This is a genomic window from Rhodoplanes elegans (genome assembly GCF_016653355.1).
Lineage (GTDB): Bacteria > Pseudomonadota > Alphaproteobacteria > Rhizobiales > Xanthobacteraceae > Rhodoplanes > Rhodoplanes elegans.
Window position 1 is genome coordinate 21,933 of record NZ_NHSK01000141.1, and the last position, 14,097, is coordinate 36,029.

A 14,097-nucleotide genomic window follows, 5' to 3' on the forward strand; every position below is an offset into this window, starting at 1 on the left:
ACTTCCCCGCAGCCGAATCGTAATCCAATAACCTTAAACAGAGATTCCTGTCCGGCCCGGCCCCTGGCATCGGCCGCCGAACGGTTCGGACAGGGTCCCCGCGGGCCCTCGGCCGGCTGGCCGCTCACGGCACGAGCTTGTAGCCGCCCGCCTCGGTGACCAGGATGGCCGGGTTGGCGGCGTCGCGCTCGACCTTCTGGCGGAGCCGGTAGATGTGGGTCTCGAGCGTGTGCGTGGTGACGCCCGAATTGTAGCCCCAGACCTCCTGGAGCAGCACATCGCGCGACACCGGCTTCTGCCCGGCCCGGTAGAGGAAGCGCAGGATCGCCGTCTCCTTCTCGGTCAGCCGGACCTTGTTGCCCTTCGGGCTGACCAGCAGCTTGGAGCTCGGCCGGAACGTGTAGGGGCCGATGGCAAACACGGCGTCCTCGCTCGCCTCGTGCTGGCGGAGCTGGGCGCGGATGCGGGCCAGCAGGACCGCGAAACGAAAGGGCTTCGGCACGTAGTCGTTGGCGCCCGACTCGAGCCCGAGGATCGTGTCGGAGTCGGTGTCGTGGCCGGTCAGCATGATGATCGGCGCCTTGAAGCCGTTCTTGCGCAGGATGCGCACCGCCTCGCGCCCGTCGATGTCGGGCAGCCCGACATCCATCAGCACCAGGTCGAACGGTCCGGCCTTGGCGGCCTGCACGGCCTTGGCGCCGGTGTCGACGGCTTCGGGCTCGAACTCGTCGTGGAGCGAGAGCTGCTCCACCAGGGCCTCGCGCAGCTCGGCCTCGTCGTCGACGATCAGGATCTTCCGGGCATTCGGCATCGGTCGAGGCCTCTGGCGCACGCGCACGCACTAGACGCGCACAAATCACGCGAGTGTGCGCGAAGTAGAGCATTCGGGCATAAAAGAGCAAGCGTCCCGACGCACCAGAAGGCGGCCATACCCTTGATTCCTCAGACCCATGGACGAAAGGCGGAAGCCCGGGCCCGGCACCTCTCCCGCATCGTGGTGAGGGCGCGCCCCGGCGCCCCGACCCGCGGCTGGCTGATCGCCGGACCGTTGCGCCTGCCGGTCGCCCTCGGCCGGACCGGCCTGAAGGCCGACAAGCATGAAGGCGACGGAGGGACACCGCGCGGACGATTCCGCCCCGTGCGGCTGTGGTGGCGGGCCGATCGCGGGCCGTTTCCGCGCTCCGGCCTGCCGACGACGCGCATCACGCGCGACCTCGCCTGGTGCGAGGACCCGACCGACCGCCGCTACAACAAGCCGTTCCGCCGCCTCAAGCGGGCCGACGGCACGGCCGAGCCCGGCGACGTCCTGTGGCGCGACGACCGGCTGTACGACCTGGTGATCGAGATCGACCACAACCGCCGGCCGCGCGTCGCCGGCCGCGGCAGCGCCGTGTTCATCCACGTCGCCCGCGCGGGATTTTCCCCGACCGCCGGCTGCGTCGCGCTCACCCCTGGCGATCTGCGGCGGCTGTTGGAGAAGATCGGGCCGCGGACCCGCATCGTCGTGGGGTGACGTCGTGGCGGCCGCTTTCGGCCGTGTGCCCCGGACAAGGCGCGTCAGGCCGCAGGCCTGATGCGCCGCAGAGCCGGGGCCCAGGGGCGACACCCGCGACAGATCGGCCAAAGCAATGTTCGGTGGCCCTGGGTCCCGGCTCGGGCCGCGTCGCGGCCCGTCCGGGACACGAGGTGGTGCCGGAGGAAAAGATTCAGGGCCGCCAGCCGGCGGCCTCGACCTCTTCGTCGCCGCTCTCGGCGGCGCGTTCGCCGTCGACCACGGCCCGCACGGCGCGCAGCACCTCGGGGACGCCCTTGCCGGTGGCGCCGGACAGGAGCAGCGGCGTCTTCTTGGCGGCGCGCTTGAGACGGGCGACCTGCTGCTTGAGATCCTCGGGCGACAGCGCGTCGATCTTGTTGAGCGCGACGATCTCGGGCTTCTGGTCGAGCTCGTGCTCGTAGGCGGAGAGCTCGCCCCGCACCGTCTTGTAGGCTTTTCCGGCGTGCTCGCAGGTGCCGTCGACAAGGTGCAGGAGCACCCGGCACCGTTCCACGTGGCCCAGGAAGCGGGTGCCGAGGCCGGCGCCTTCGCTGGCGCCTTCGATCAGGCCCGGGATGTCGGCCAGCACGAACTCGCGCCCGTCGACCGAGACGACGCCGAGCTGCGGATGCAGCGTCGTGAACGGATAGTCGGCGATCTTCGGCTTGGCGGCGCTCACCGCGGCGAGGAAGGTCGACTTGCCGGCGTTCGGCAGGCCGACGAGGCCGGCGTCGGCGATGAGCTTGAGGCGCAGCCAGATGGTGCGCTCCTCGCCCGGCTGGCCCGGATTGGCGCGGCGTGGCGCCTGGTTGGTCGACGACTTGAAATGGGCGTTGCCGAAGCCGCCATTGCCGCCCTTGGCGATGACGACGCGCTGGCCGACCGCAGTGAGATCGGCCAGGAGCGTCTCGTTGTCCTCGTCGAAGATCTGGGTGCCGACCGGGACGCGCAGCACCACGTCGGCGCCGCGCCCGCCGGCGCGGTTCTTGCCCATCCCGTGGGTGCCGGTCTTGGCCTTGAAGTGCTGCTGATAACGATAGTCGATCAGCGTGTTGAGGCCGTCGACGCACTCCGCCACGACGTCGCCGCCGCGGCCGCCGTCGCCGCCGTTCGGGCCGCCGAACTCGATGAACTTTTCGCGCCGGAACGAGACGCAGCCCGCCCCGCCGTCGCCGGAGCGGATGTAGATCTTGGCCTGGTCGAGGAATTTCATGCGCTCATCACGGCGGGTTGGTCGCGCCGTGCTCCAGGAGAGGAACGCCGAGTTTTCGCGCGACCGCCTCCATACCGATATCGAAGGTGAAGAGTCGAGCCCCGATTCGCTGGGCGATCGCGATGTTGATCGCGTCCGGGGTCCGCAGGTTCAGATCGAGGCGACGGACGAAGGCGGTGGCGACCGAGATATCGGCGGCGATCGTCTCGACCCGTTGGGCGATCCGCGTCGTCCAGGCATCGAAGTTCACGAACACCTCCTGAGCCTCCTGCAAGGTCAAGCCGCTTGCCCGAACTCTGCGCGCGATCGCCGCCGAGAACTCAGCCGTGGCGAAGTCGCTGATGAGGAGTACCGGAACAGTTTCGCGGAGGATCGCGCTCGCCCGGTCGGAGTTGCTGTCGCGAGCAAACAGAGAGACCAGCACGCTCGCATCCAGATAGGCCGTCAATGCTCGCCCTCGTCGCGCATCCGCGACACCAGCGTGCCGGAGTCTTCGCTCGGTTCGTGGTCGCCGACCCGATGGGCGGCGAGCCAGTCGAGCGCCTCTGCCGTCACCGGCTTCATAGCAGGCTCGACGGGTGCGAGGCGGGCGACCGGGCGCCCATGTCGCGTGATCACCACGTCCTCGCCCCGCAAGGCGCGGTCGATCAGATCCGAAAGCTGGTTCTTCGCTTCGACGACGCTATGGGTGCTCATCGCTTGAAAATAGCCATTCTCTGGCTATTTTCAAGCTTCCTTGAACGCACAGCGTGCGTTACGCCGAGCAGCGCACCTTGGTGGCGGTGCGGCCCCAGCCCTTGAGCGACGACCAGATGGCGCGCTCCAGGCGGAAGCGGTCGAACGGCGCCGACGAGCGGATGGCGCGGATGCGGTGCAGCTCGACCCCGGTCCACTGGAAGCCGCACTTCTCCAGCACCCGGCGCGACCTCGGGTTCGAGGTGCGGGCGCCGGCGACGACCGTCTCGACGCCATGCTCGCCGAAGGCGTGGTCGATCAGGGCGCGGGCCGCCTCGGTGGCGTAGCCGCGGCCCCAATGGGGGGCGCCGAGCCAGTAGCCGATCTCCGGCGTCTCATCGGTCGTCCAGCGCAGCGCGCAGGAGCCGAGCACGGCGCCGTCGTCGGCCCGGGTGATCAGGAACGTGTCCTCGCCGCCGTCCAGGTTGCTGACGGCGATCCAGTCCTCGGCGTCGCCGAGACCGTAGGGATGCGGAATACGCAACGTGTTCTCGGCGATCCGGCGGTCGTCGGCGAGCGTCGCTACGGCTTTTGCGTCCTCGAGGCGCGGCGCTCGCAGAATCAGCCGGTCGGTCTCGAGGACGAGGCTACATGCCTCGTGCAGGCCGCCCCTGGGTCGTTCGAGGATGGTCATGGCGGGCTCCGTGTTCCAACTGGAAGTGATCGGTGCTGGACGTTCAAAACGAGAAGGGGAGGCCGGCGCTCTCCGGTCTCCCCTTCTCGGAACCCGCTTGTCCTTCGCGGATCCGCCGGGAGACTTGCGCCGGCGGACCCCGAAGTGATCCACCGTCTACTCGGCCGCAGCCTGCGTCGTCGCCGGTACCACCGACACGTAGGTGCGGCCCTGGGCTTTGGTACGGTACGAAATCGTGCCGTCGACGAGCGCGAAGAGAGTGTGGTCCTTGCCGAGGCCGACGTTCACGCCCGGATGCCACTTGGTGCCGCGTTGACGCACGATGATGTTTCCCGCCCGGCAGCGCTCGCCACCGAACATCTTCACGCCGAGGCGCTGACCAGCCGAATCGCGGCCGTTGCGCGAGGAGCCGCCTGCTTTTTTGTGAGCCATCGCTCGAATCCGTTTCGATCTAGGGGTCTACCGACGAACTGTGACCAAATCATCACCGGGCCGGACACGAAGAGTTAACCGCGCCGGCCCCGCTCCCGTCTCACTCCGCCGCGGCCGCCTTGCCGTCGGTGAGAATGGAGGTGATGCGGACCAGCGTGAAGTCCTGGCGATGCCCGCGCTTGCGCCGCGAGTTCTTGCGGCGGCGCTTCTTGAAGGCGATCACCTTGGGGCCACGGCCCTGGCGGACGATCGTGCCGGCCACCGAGGCGCCCGCGACGGTCGGGACGCCGAGCAGGGTCTCGTCCCCGCCGACCACCAGAACCTCGCCGAACGTCACGGTGTCGCCGGTCTCGCCCGCGACGGTGTCGACCTGCAGCAGGTCGTTCTCGACCACGCGGTACTGCTTCCCGCCGGTCTTGATGACTGCGAACATCTTTCTGTCCTCGTGTTCGGATCCGGCCTTTGAGGGGCCGGCTTCTTTCAGTCGGTTGCACGGTCGGCCGCGCGAGCAGCCGAATTCGGAAGCCTTGCCAGAGACTTGCGCTCGGGGAGCGCAAGCCGGCGCGGCCATGTGGGAAGGCGCGGGGCCTTTCGGGACCCGCGCCGCACGACGGGTTTATGGCGACGGCTCCCGGCCGAGTCAAGGAACGCGCGGCGATTCGGCCGAGGGTTGTCGCGCCCGAACCCGTCGTCGGGCCTCGCATCACGGCCGGTGACCCGACTCCAATCACCGATCGCATGGCCCTTGTGTCGGCGCGGCCGGTTCTGTAGAAGTCCGTCCCGCCGGGCGGCGACGCCCGCACTCGGCCCCGCGGAGAGGTGGCAGAGTGGTTGAATGCACCGCACTCGAAATGCGGCATACGGGTAACCGTATCGGGAGTTCGAATCTCCCCCTCTCCGCCACTCGCGCTTCACCGATTCCGTAACATCGACGGCGCCCCGGCTTCGCCGCCGCGACGCGCTGGCGTCGCCGGCTCGGTCCGGCCGCCGTCCGCCACGTCCGAAAAGCCCGTCCGCATGATCCGCCTCGATTCCGTCTCCAAGCAGAACGGCCACCATCTCCTGTTCGTCGAGGCCTCGGCGGCGATCCAGCGTGGCGAGAAGGTCGGGCTGGTCGGCCCCAACGGCGCCGGCAAGACGACGCTGTTCCGGATGATCACCGGCGAGGAGCCGCCCGACGAGGGCCAGGTGGCGGTCGATCGCGGCGTCACCATCGGCTATTTCAGCCAGGACGTCGGCGAGATGGCCGGCCGCAGCGCCCTCTACGAGGTGATGGACGGCGCCGGCCCGGTGAGCGCCGTCGCGGCCGAGCTGAAGGAGCTCGAGCACGCGCTCGCCGACCCCGATCGCGCCGACGAGATGGAGGCGATCATCGAGCGCTACGGCGAGGTGCAGCACCGGTTTCAAGAACTCGATGGCTACACCCTCGAGGCGCGTGCCCGGGAAGTGCTGGGCGGGCTCGGCTTCGACGAGGCCATGCAGGAGGGCGACGTCGGCGCGCTGTCGGGCGGCTGGAAGATGCGGGTCGCGCTCGCCCGGATTCTTCTCATGCGCCCCGACGCCATGCTGCTCGACGAGCCGTCGAACCATCTCGACATCGAGAGCCTGATCTGGCTCGAGCAGTTCCTGAAGGGCTACGAGGGCGCCCTGGTGATGACCTCGCACGACCGCGCCTTCATGAACCGGGTCGTCGACAAGATCGTCGAGATCGACGGCGGCTCGCTCACCACCTACACGGGCGACTACGAGTTCTACGAGGGCCAGCGGGCGCTCGCCGAGAAGCAGCAGCAGGCGCAGTTCGAGCGTCAGCAGGCGATGCTGGCCAAGGAGATCAAGTTCATCGAGCGCTTCAAGGCGCGCGCCTCGCACGCAGCCCAGGTTCAGAGTCGTGTGAAGAAGCTCGAGAAGATCGAGAAGGTCGAGCCGCCGCGCCGGCGCCAGACCGTGCTGTTCGATTTTCCCCCCGCGCCGCGCTCCGGCGAGGACGTCGTGAGCCTGAAGGGCGTGCACAAGGGCTACGGGTCGAAGCGCATCTACGAGGGGCTCGACTTCATGGTGCGGCGGCGCGAACGCTGGTGCGTGATGGGCGTCAACGGCGCCGGAAAGTCGACGCTGCTCAAGCTCGTCGCCGGCGCGACCGACCCCGACGCCGGCAGCGTCACGGTCGGCGGCAGCGTCAAGCTCGGCTACTTCGCCCAGCATGCGATGGATCTGCTCGACGGCGACCGCACCGTGTTCGAGCAGATGGAGGACAGTTTCCCGCAGGCCGGCCAGGGCTCGCTGCGCACGCTCGCCGGCTGCTTCGGCTTCTCGGGCGACGACGTGGAGAAGCGCTGCCGCGTGCTCTCCGGCGGCGAGAAGGCGCGCCTGGTGATGGCGCTGATGCTCTACGATCCGCCCAACTTCCTGGTGCTCGACGAGCCGACCAACCATCTCGATATCACGACCAAGCAGATGCTGATCGGCGCGCTGGCGAACTACGAAGGCACCATGCTGTTCGTCTCGCACGACCGGCATTTCCTCGCCGCGCTGTCGAACCGGGTGCTGGAGCTGACGCCGGACGGCGTCCACCAGTACGGCGGCGGCTACACCGAATACGTCGCCCGCACCGGCCACGAGGCGCCGGGCTTGCGGAACTGATCAGCGTCGTAGGGTGTGTACGCGACGCGTGCCCACCCGGCCGCATCGGGACGGTGGCGCTGGTATCCTCTGACGCCGCGGCGCGTGCGGCGCGGCTCCCTCTCCCCGGCGGGGAGAGGTGAAACGAGGGCGCCGCAGACTCCCGCGCTCTAAAAATCACGCCGTCGCGCCGGCCGGCACCGGCGGCACGTAGACCAGCGGGCGGTGCGGCAGCGGCGGCAGTTCGATCGTGATCGGGTCGTTCGGCCGCACCTCGCCGCCTCTGATCACGACGCTCATCACGCCGCATTTGAGCGCGACACCCATCGGGCCGCGCTCGACCATGTGCTTCAAGAGTCCCTTCTGGAAATTGTCGATCTGCACGCACGGGTTCCGCAGGCCCGTCAGTTCGATCACGGCGTCGGATCCGAGACGCAACCGGGTGCCGGTGGGCAGCGCCAGCAGATCGATGTTGCGAGTCGAGATGTTCTCGCCGAGCTCGCCGGGCCGCACGACATGGCCCTTGCCGGCCAGCTCCTCCAGCGTCTCCGCCCCGATCAGATGGACCTGCCGCAGGTTCGGGGTCGGGCCGAAGCGGCGGATGTGATAGAGGTGCTGATCGGTGGCGCCGGCATGCGCGTCGCCCTCGACGCCCAGATTCTCGATCAGGCGGATCCACAGGCTGGGCGGCTTGCTGAACGCGTGCTTCGCGCCGGCGTGGACGGAGGAGACGGTCGGTCGCGCAGTCGCGTCGGTCGGCACGGATCACCTCGAGGTTGCCGGACGTCCGGTCCGATTCATCACCGCCACAGTGTTTCCGGTCGACGGACGTAGCCCATCGGCGGCCTTGATCCAAGTCGCCGTCAGCCGGCCGTCAGGGGCGGTGCGGCAATACGGGGGCCGAGAGTTCACGAGACTCGCCCGGCCGAGGCTGTTGCCCGCGCGCCGGACGAGCGACTGTTCGGAGCCGTCATGTCGCGCCCGCTGCTTCTTCGGCTGCACCGCTGGATCACCCTGGTCTTCGCGCTGCCGCTCGCCGTCGTCCTGGTCACCGGGCTGATCCTGTCGTTCGAGCCGATGATCGCCGGCCAAAAGCCCGGCAGCGTCACGGCGGCGCAGCTCGACGGGCTGATCGCCCGCCACGACCCCGACGGCAAGGCGCGCGGCGTCGCGTTGCGGCCCTACGACGGCTCGCTGATGATCTCCGGCGTGCGGCCCCAGCCGATCGTGGTCGACCTCGCCACCGGTGCCGAGCGCGCCGACATCGGCCCGCTCGCCCGGACGCTCCTCACCTCGCGGCAGGTCCACGAGCGGCTGATCTACGAGCTCGGCTGGCTGGTGACGGCCAGCACCATCGCCATGCTGGTGGTCGCCGTGCTGGGCATCCTGATGGGCTGGCCACGGTTCGCCAACACGCTCGGCGGCTGGCACAAGGGGATGGCATGGATCGGGTTGCCACTGGTGATCCTGAGCCCGCTCACCGGGCTGGCGCTCGCCTTCGGCATCTCGTTCACGGGGGCGCCGCCGGCGGCCGGCCCGGTCGTGCCGCTGCGCGAGGCGGTCGGCATGGTGACGGCCCGGCACGACGCCTCGTCGCTGCTGTGGCTGCGCCAGCGCGGCCGGGCGCTGCTCGCCCGCGTCGACGACGGCGGCGAGTACAAGGTCTACGCGGTCGGCCGCGCCGGGCTGGTCGAGACCGGGCGCAACTGGCCGCGGCTGATCCACGAGGGCAACTGGGCGGGCGTCTGGTCGGCGCTGATCAACGTGGTCACGTCGTTCGCCCTGATCGGCCTGATGGGTACGGGCCTCTGGCTGTGGGGGCGCCGGCAGGTGCGGCGGTTGCAGAACCGGAGCCGGGCGGGAGCCAAGACGGCGGCGGCGTGATCACGAGTCCTTTGCCGACTGCATCCGACGCATCCCCGTCATCCTGAGGTGCTCGCGCAGCGAGCCTCGAAGGATGCGGCCCGAGAATCGACACAGGTGCCCGGGCCGTCGCCCTTCGAGGCCCGGCTTCGCCGGGCACCTCAGGGTGACGGGGAGAGTCGGTGCCAACAGTTATGGCGCGCCTCGTCCCGCCTCACCCCTCCGCCAGAATCTCCTTCAGCCGCGCGGCGTCGTGCGGGGCGGCGCTCTTCTGGTCGTTGTCGAAATAGACGTAGACGGTGCGCATCTGCTGCTGCCAGGTGCGGATGTGGTCGGCCCAGTCGCGCAGCGTCGCTTCGGGATAGCGGTCGCGATAGTCGCCCTGCGGGCCGTGCCCGCGCACATAGACATGGCGGGCGGTGAGCTGCCACGGCGTGCGGGCGTCGCGGTGGTCGGACAGGCACAGCGCGACGTCGTGCTGGCGCAGCAGCGCATAAACCTCGTCGTCGAACCAGCTCGGGTCGCGCACCTCGAGCACGTAGGGGCGGCCGGGCGCCAGCAGGTCGAGGAAGGTCCGCAGCCGCTCGTGGTCGACGCCGAAGCGGGCCGGAAGCTGGAACAGCACCGGTCCGGCCTTCGGCCCGAGCGTGGCGAGCCGCGTCTCCATCAGCTTGAGGCTCTCGGCGGTGCGCGGCGACAGCCGCTTCCAATGGGTGATGAAGCGCGACGCCTTCCAGGCGAACACGAAGTTGTCCGGGGTCTGGTCGCGCCACGCCGAGACGGCGCCGAGCGGCGGCGTGCGGTAGAACGAGCCGTTGATCTCGGTGGTGGTGAAGCGGCCGCCGTACCAGGCGAGCCATTTCCGCTTGGGCAGGTCACCCGGAAAGAACACGCCGCGCCAGCCGTCGTAGCTCCAGCCCGAGGTTCCGATATGGACCGTCGAGGTATCTGGCACGGGCCGGCCTCCTTTTTCCGCGCCGCTCTCGGGGCGACGCCAATGGCGGCACCAGACGGCCGCACTCGCGGTGTAAACCCCGGCGGCGCAACTCGGTTTCGCAGCAATCACGAGGCTTTACCGCGGCACCTCCGTGACGGCCGGCAGGACCGTCGCCTCGATTGCCAACCCGGGCCGGGTGTGGGATGCCAAGCCCATCGCTGTCGTTTTCAGGCCTGCCCGTCGTGCCGTTCGTGACCCGTCATCCGTCCTCGTCCAGAAGAACCGTCGGCCGCCAGATGTCCGGCTCCGTTCCTTCCGATGCCGCTCCGAGCGTCCCGGCCGCGCCGCCCGGCCGGCTGCCGGCGCTGCGCGACTTCGGCCGCATCGTCGTGAAGGTCGGCTCGGCCCTGCTGGTCGACCAGGAGACCGGGCTGAAGGCGGCGTGGCTCGCCTCGCTGGTCGAGGACATCGCCGGCCTGCACCAGGACGGCCGCGACGTGCTGGTCGTCTCGTCGGGCGCCATCGCGCTCGGCCGCTCGATGCTGCGGCTGCCGCGCGGCCCGCTGGCGCTGGAGGACAGCCAGGCGGCGGCTGCGATCGGCCAGATCGCGCTCGCCCGCATCTGGGCCGAGGCGCTCGGCCGCCACGGCATCACGGCCGGCCAGATCCTCGTGACGCTCGGCGACACCGAGGAGCGCCGCCGCTACCTCAACGCGCGCTCCACCATGGCGCGCCTGCTCGACTGGCGGGCCGTCCCGGTGATCAACGAGAACGACACGGTCGCCACCAACGAGATCCGCTACGGCGACAACGACCGCCTCGCCGCGCGCGTCGCCACCATGGCGAGCGCCGATCTCTTGGTGCTGCTCTCCGACATCGACGGGCTCTACACGGCGCCGCCGGGGCAGAACCCGGACGCGACGCTGATCCCGGTGGTCGAGGGCATCACGCCGGAGATCGAGGCGATGGCGGGGGAATCGGCCTCCGAGCTCTCCAAGGGCGGCATGCGCACCAAGATCGAAGCGGCCAAGATCGCGACGACGGGCGGCACCCACATGGTGATCGCCTCCGGCCGGGTCGACCACCCGCTGCGCGCCGTCGCCGACGGGGCGCGCGCCACCTGGTTCCTGGCCGCCGGCAATCCCGTCACGTCGCGCAAGAAGTGGATCGCCGGCTCGCTGGAGCCGAAGGGCACGCTCGTCATCGACGCCGGCGCCGTGGCGGCGCTGCGCCGTGGCAAGAGCCTGCTGCCGGCCGGCATCGTGCGCATCGAGGGCGAGTTCTCCCGCGGCGATGCCGTGCTGGTGCGCGGGCCGGACGGCCACGAGATCGGCCGCGGCCTCGTCGCCTACGACGCCGCCGACGCCGAGCGCCTGCGCGGCCACTCCTCGGCCGACATCCCGAAGATCCTCGGCACCCACGGCCGCACCGCCGTGATCCACCGCGACGACCTCGTCGTGGCGTGGGGGTAGGGTCGGGCGCACGCGCCCGTGTCCCGGGCGGAGCGCATCGCGAAGCGAGGCGCGCAGACCCGGGACCCAGGGCGACAGCGTAAAGCCAAGCCGCGCATGTCCGCGCTGCCGGCATGTGTTCCCGATATGAAGAGCGTGTCGCCCGGGGCTCCTGGGTCCCGGGTCTGCGCACGCCGCTGACGCGGCGCGCTCCGCCCGGGACACGATGCCGTGGCTTTCAGGCGCGAGCGCCTACGACCCCTTCGCTAAAACCTTCTCGATCTCGGGCTTCAGCACCGTGTCGAGGTTCTTCGCCGTGATCGGGCCGACCAGCTTGTAGGCGATGGTGCCGTCGCGGGCGAGCACGAAGGTCTCGGGGACGCCGTAGACGCCCCATTCGATGCCGGCGCGGCCGCGGATGTCGGCGCCTGTGGCGTGATACGGGTTGCCGTAGCGCTCCAGGAACTTGATCGCGTTCGCCGGCTCGTCCTTGTAGTTCAGCCCGACAATGCGGATGCGCTTGTCCTCGGCGAGCCGCATCAGGAGCGGCGCCTCGTCCCGGCACGGGACGCACCACGACGCCCACACGTTGAACACCGTGACGGCGCCCTTCAGGTCCGCCGAGTCGATCCCCGGCACCGGCTTGCCGTCGCGCTCGAGCCCGGCGATGCCGGGCAGCGTGGTGGCGGGCGCCGGCTGGCCGATCAGGGCGGAGGGCAGGGCCGAGGGATCGCCGGCGCCGAGCCGATAGAGGAACAGGCCGGCCAGCGCGATGAAGATGACGAGCGGCAGCAGCAGGACCCAGCGCCGGCGCGCGCTCCCTGCCTCCGACGGGACCGTGGTCATGCGGCCGGCTCCTTGACGACGGCGGACGCCGCGGGCGTCGCGGCCGGTGCTTCGGCCGAGCGGCGGCGAACGCCGCGCGCCTCGAGGTCGGCGAGCAGCCGGGCCTGGCGGCGACCGTCGACCCACACCCACAGCACCAGGGCGGCCACGACGATCGTCGTCACCGCATAGGAGGCGACGATGAACACGGCATGGGGCCCGAGGAACGCGGCACTGCCCATGAGACTCACGCTCCGCGCGCGCTCTGCGCCTGCAGGAGGCGCAGCGTCCGCACCCGCCGCCTCAACACCTCGTTGCGCATCGCGGCGAGATGCAGCGCGACGAACAGGAGCGTGAAGGCCAGCGTCATGGCGAGCAGCGGCATCAGGATGGACGGGTGGATGGTCGGGCCGTCGACCCGCACCACCGAGGCCGGCTGGTGCAGCGTGTTCCACCAGTCGACCGAGAATTTTATGATCGGCAGATTGAGGGCGCCGACCAAGGTGAGAATCGCGGCGGCGCGGCCGGCCCGGCTCGGGTCCTCGACCGTGTTCCACAGCGCCATCAGGCCGAGATACATCACGAACATCACCAGCACCGAGGTGAGGCGCGCGTCCCACACCCAGTAGGTGCCCCACATCGGCCGCCCCCACAGGGCGCCGGTGACCAGGCAGACGAACGTGAAGGCGGCGCCGAGCGGCACCGCGGTCTTGGCGGCGACGTCGGCCAGCGGATGGCGGAACACCAGGGTGCCGAGCGCCGACATCGACATCATGCCCCAGCAGAACATGCCGAGCCACGCGGCCGGCACGTGGATGAACATGATCTTGACGGTGGCGCCCTGCTGATAGTCGTCGGGCGCGCCGGCGATGCCCCACAGGGCGACCGCGAAGGCGACGACCGACAGCCCGGCGACGACGGGCAGAACCCGGTCGACGAGGCGCAGGAAGCGGGTCGGATTGGCGAGGTCGATCCAGGCCATGGCTGTCTCTTAGTCCGCACGCTTTGGCCGCGCAATGCGGCACTTCTACGGAGGGGTGAACCCGTCCGCCCGGACTACTCCATCCCGTGGCGCAACGTCGCGCCGGCGGCGACCGGGCCGACCACGAGGCTGACCAGGGTCAGGGCGCACAGGATCGTGAACGGGGTGCCGAACGGCACCGGGCCGACGATCGCGGCGTTGGAGGCGGCGACCCCGAAGATCAGCACCGGCACGGTCAGCGGCAGCACGAGCACGGGCAGCAGGAGACCGCCGCGGCGCAGCGAGGTCGCCAGCGCCGCTCCGATCAGCCCGGTGAAGGTCAGCGCCGGGGTGCCGGCCAGCAGGGTCAGCACCACGGCGCCGAGCCCGGCCGGCTCCAGGTTGAGGAACAGGCCGAGGATGGGCGCGGCGATCACCAGCGGCACGCCGGTGGCGAGCCAGTGCGCGACGCCCTTCACGGCGACCGCGAGCTCGATCGGCACCCGGCCCATCAGCAGAAGGTCGAGCGAGCCGTCGTCGTGGTCGGCGGCGAGCAGCCGGTCGAGGGCCAGGAGCGAGGCGAGCAGCGCGCCGATCCACAGGATCGCCGGGCCGATCCGGCGCAGCAGCGCGAGATCGGGCCCGATGGCGAACGGCATCAGGGTCACCACGGTGAGGAAGAACAGCACCCCCATCATGGCGCCGCCGCCGACCCGCAGCGCGATCTTGAGGTCGCGGACCAGGAGGGCACGGAGTGCGGTCATGTTCGGGCTCCTCGCGCGCGTGCGGCAGGCCCGACCGAGACGTACGCGCGCGCGGCTACCCCCCTCCCCACCCCTCCCCCACAAGGGGGGAGGGAGCAGGCCGAGGCTTGCTGCGACTCCGAAACACAC

At 70.1% G+C, this 14,097-nt stretch carries 17 protein-coding genes and 1 tRNA gene; 5 read left to right on the top strand and 13 right to left on the bottom strand.

All coding sequences use genetic code 11. The features are described 5' to 3' along the window. Positions 1-124 precede the first annotated feature (124 nt). Complete coding sequence (locus CCR97_RS17620) at positions 125-811, bottom strand: response regulator transcription factor (protein WP_111358883.1); 687 nt, start codon at positions 809-811, stop codon at positions 125-127. A 126-nt stretch (positions 812-937) separates the two neighbouring features. On the opposite strand from CCR97_RS17620, the gene CCR97_RS17625 reads away from it, so the two are divergent. After that, positions 938-1,513: a L,D-transpeptidase family protein gene (locus CCR97_RS17625; protein ID WP_420826084.1), complete on the top strand. Its 576-nt coding sequence runs from the start codon at positions 938-940 to the stop codon at positions 1,511-1,513. Positions 1,514-1,706: 193 nt separating this feature from the next. Here the strand turns inward: CCR97_RS17625 and obgE are convergent, their stop codons facing one another. From obgE to rplU, 6 genes are all read right to left on the bottom strand, one after another. Then, positions 1,707-2,747: a GTPase ObgE gene (gene obgE, locus CCR97_RS17630; RefSeq protein ID WP_111357738.1), complete on the bottom strand. Its 1,041-nt coding sequence runs from the start codon at positions 2,745-2,747 to the stop codon at positions 1,707-1,709. Positions 2,748-2,754: 7 nt separating this feature from the next. Further along, the gene (locus tag CCR97_RS17635; RefSeq protein WP_201159715.1) at positions 2,755-3,195 is read right to left on the bottom strand and encodes a type II toxin-antitoxin system VapC family toxin; all 441 of its coding nucleotides are present in this window, start codon (positions 3,193-3,195) and stop codon (positions 2,755-2,757) included. After that, complete coding sequence (locus CCR97_RS17640; RefSeq protein WP_111357739.1) at positions 3,192-3,443, bottom strand: type II toxin-antitoxin system Phd/YefM family antitoxin; 252 nt, start codon at positions 3,441-3,443, stop codon at positions 3,192-3,194. Before CCR97_RS17640 ends, CCR97_RS17635 begins: the two co-directional genes overlap by 4 nt. A gap of 58 nt (positions 3,444-3,501) precedes the next feature. Beyond that, positions 3,502-4,116 carry a GNAT family N-acetyltransferase gene (locus CCR97_RS17645; protein ID WP_111357740.1) on the bottom strand — a complete coding sequence of 205 codons (615 nt, stop codon included), beginning with the start codon at positions 4,114-4,116 and terminating at the stop codon, positions 3,502-3,504. 156 nt (positions 4,117-4,272) lie between these two features. Then, the gene (gene rpmA, locus CCR97_RS17650; protein WP_111357741.1) at positions 4,273-4,548 is read right to left on the bottom strand and encodes a 50S ribosomal protein L27; all 276 of its coding nucleotides are present in this window, start codon (positions 4,546-4,548) and stop codon (positions 4,273-4,275) included. Between the two features lie 100 nt (positions 4,549-4,648). Further along, positions 4,649-4,981: a 50S ribosomal protein L21 gene (gene rplU, locus CCR97_RS17655; RefSeq protein ID WP_111357742.1), complete on the bottom strand. Its 333-nt coding sequence runs from the start codon at positions 4,979-4,981 to the stop codon at positions 4,649-4,651. 380 nt (positions 4,982-5,361) lie between these two features. Here rplU and CCR97_RS17660 point away from each other — a divergent pair. Together CCR97_RS17660 and CCR97_RS17665 are read left to right on the top strand one after the other, a co-directional pair. Beyond that, positions 5,362-5,451 (top strand) — tRNA-Ser (locus CCR97_RS17660). A 114-nt stretch (positions 5,452-5,565) separates the two neighbouring features. After that, the gene (locus CCR97_RS17665) at positions 5,566-7,188 is read left to right on the top strand and encodes an ABC-F family ATP-binding cassette domain-containing protein (RefSeq protein ID WP_111357743.1); all 1,623 of its coding nucleotides are present in this window, start codon (positions 5,566-5,568) and stop codon (positions 7,186-7,188) included. Positions 7,189-7,344: 156 nt separating this feature from the next. Here CCR97_RS17665 and CCR97_RS17670 read toward each other — a convergent pair whose 3' ends face one another. Then, positions 7,345-7,929 (bottom strand): MOSC domain-containing protein, encoded by a 585-nt coding sequence (locus CCR97_RS17670; protein WP_111357744.1) that lies wholly within the window; start codon positions 7,927-7,929, stop codon positions 7,345-7,347. Positions 7,930-8,139: 210 nt separating this feature from the next. On the opposite strand from CCR97_RS17670, the gene CCR97_RS17675 reads away from it, so the two are divergent. After that, entirely contained in the window at positions 8,140-9,051 is a 912-nt protein-coding gene (locus CCR97_RS17675) for a PepSY-associated TM helix domain-containing protein (protein ID WP_111357745.1), read from the top strand. A gap of 193 nt (positions 9,052-9,244) precedes the next feature. Here CCR97_RS17675 and CCR97_RS17680 read toward each other — a convergent pair whose 3' ends face one another. Beyond that, positions 9,245-9,985 carry a DUF72 domain-containing protein gene (locus CCR97_RS17680; RefSeq protein ID WP_111357746.1) on the bottom strand — a complete coding sequence of 247 codons (741 nt, stop codon included), beginning with the start codon at positions 9,983-9,985 and terminating at the stop codon, positions 9,245-9,247. A 278-nt stretch (positions 9,986-10,263) separates the two neighbouring features. Here CCR97_RS17680 and proB point away from each other — a divergent pair, with 278 nt between their 5' ends. Further along, positions 10,264-11,439, top strand: a complete 1,176-nt coding sequence (gene proB / locus CCR97_RS17685; RefSeq protein WP_111357747.1) for a glutamate 5-kinase — start codon at positions 10,264-10,266, stop codon at positions 11,437-11,439. Between the two features lie 231 nt (positions 11,440-11,670). Here proB and CCR97_RS17690 read toward each other — a convergent pair whose 3' ends face one another. The 4 genes from CCR97_RS17690 to ccmB form a co-directional block, all read right to left on the bottom strand. Further along, on the bottom strand, positions 11,671-12,264 hold the full coding sequence (locus tag CCR97_RS17690) for a DsbE family thiol:disulfide interchange protein (RefSeq protein ID WP_111357748.1): 594 nt from the start codon (positions 12,262-12,264) through the stop codon (positions 11,671-11,673). Beyond that, positions 12,261-12,485 (bottom strand): heme exporter protein CcmD, encoded by a 225-nt coding sequence (gene ccmD / locus CCR97_RS17695; RefSeq protein ID WP_111357749.1) that lies wholly within the window; start codon positions 12,483-12,485, stop codon positions 12,261-12,263. Before ccmD ends, CCR97_RS17690 begins: the two co-directional genes overlap by 4 nt. Before the next feature lie 5 nt (positions 12,486-12,490). Further along, a complete protein-coding gene (locus tag CCR97_RS17700) occupies positions 12,491-13,225 on the bottom strand; it encodes a heme ABC transporter permease (protein WP_111357750.1) in 735 nt (244 codons plus the stop codon). A gap of 74 nt (positions 13,226-13,299) precedes the next feature. Then, the gene (gene ccmB / locus CCR97_RS17705; protein WP_111357751.1) at positions 13,300-13,968 is read right to left on the bottom strand and encodes a heme exporter protein CcmB; all 669 of its coding nucleotides are present in this window, start codon (positions 13,966-13,968) and stop codon (positions 13,300-13,302) included. Positions 13,969-14,097: the final 129 nt, after the last annotated feature.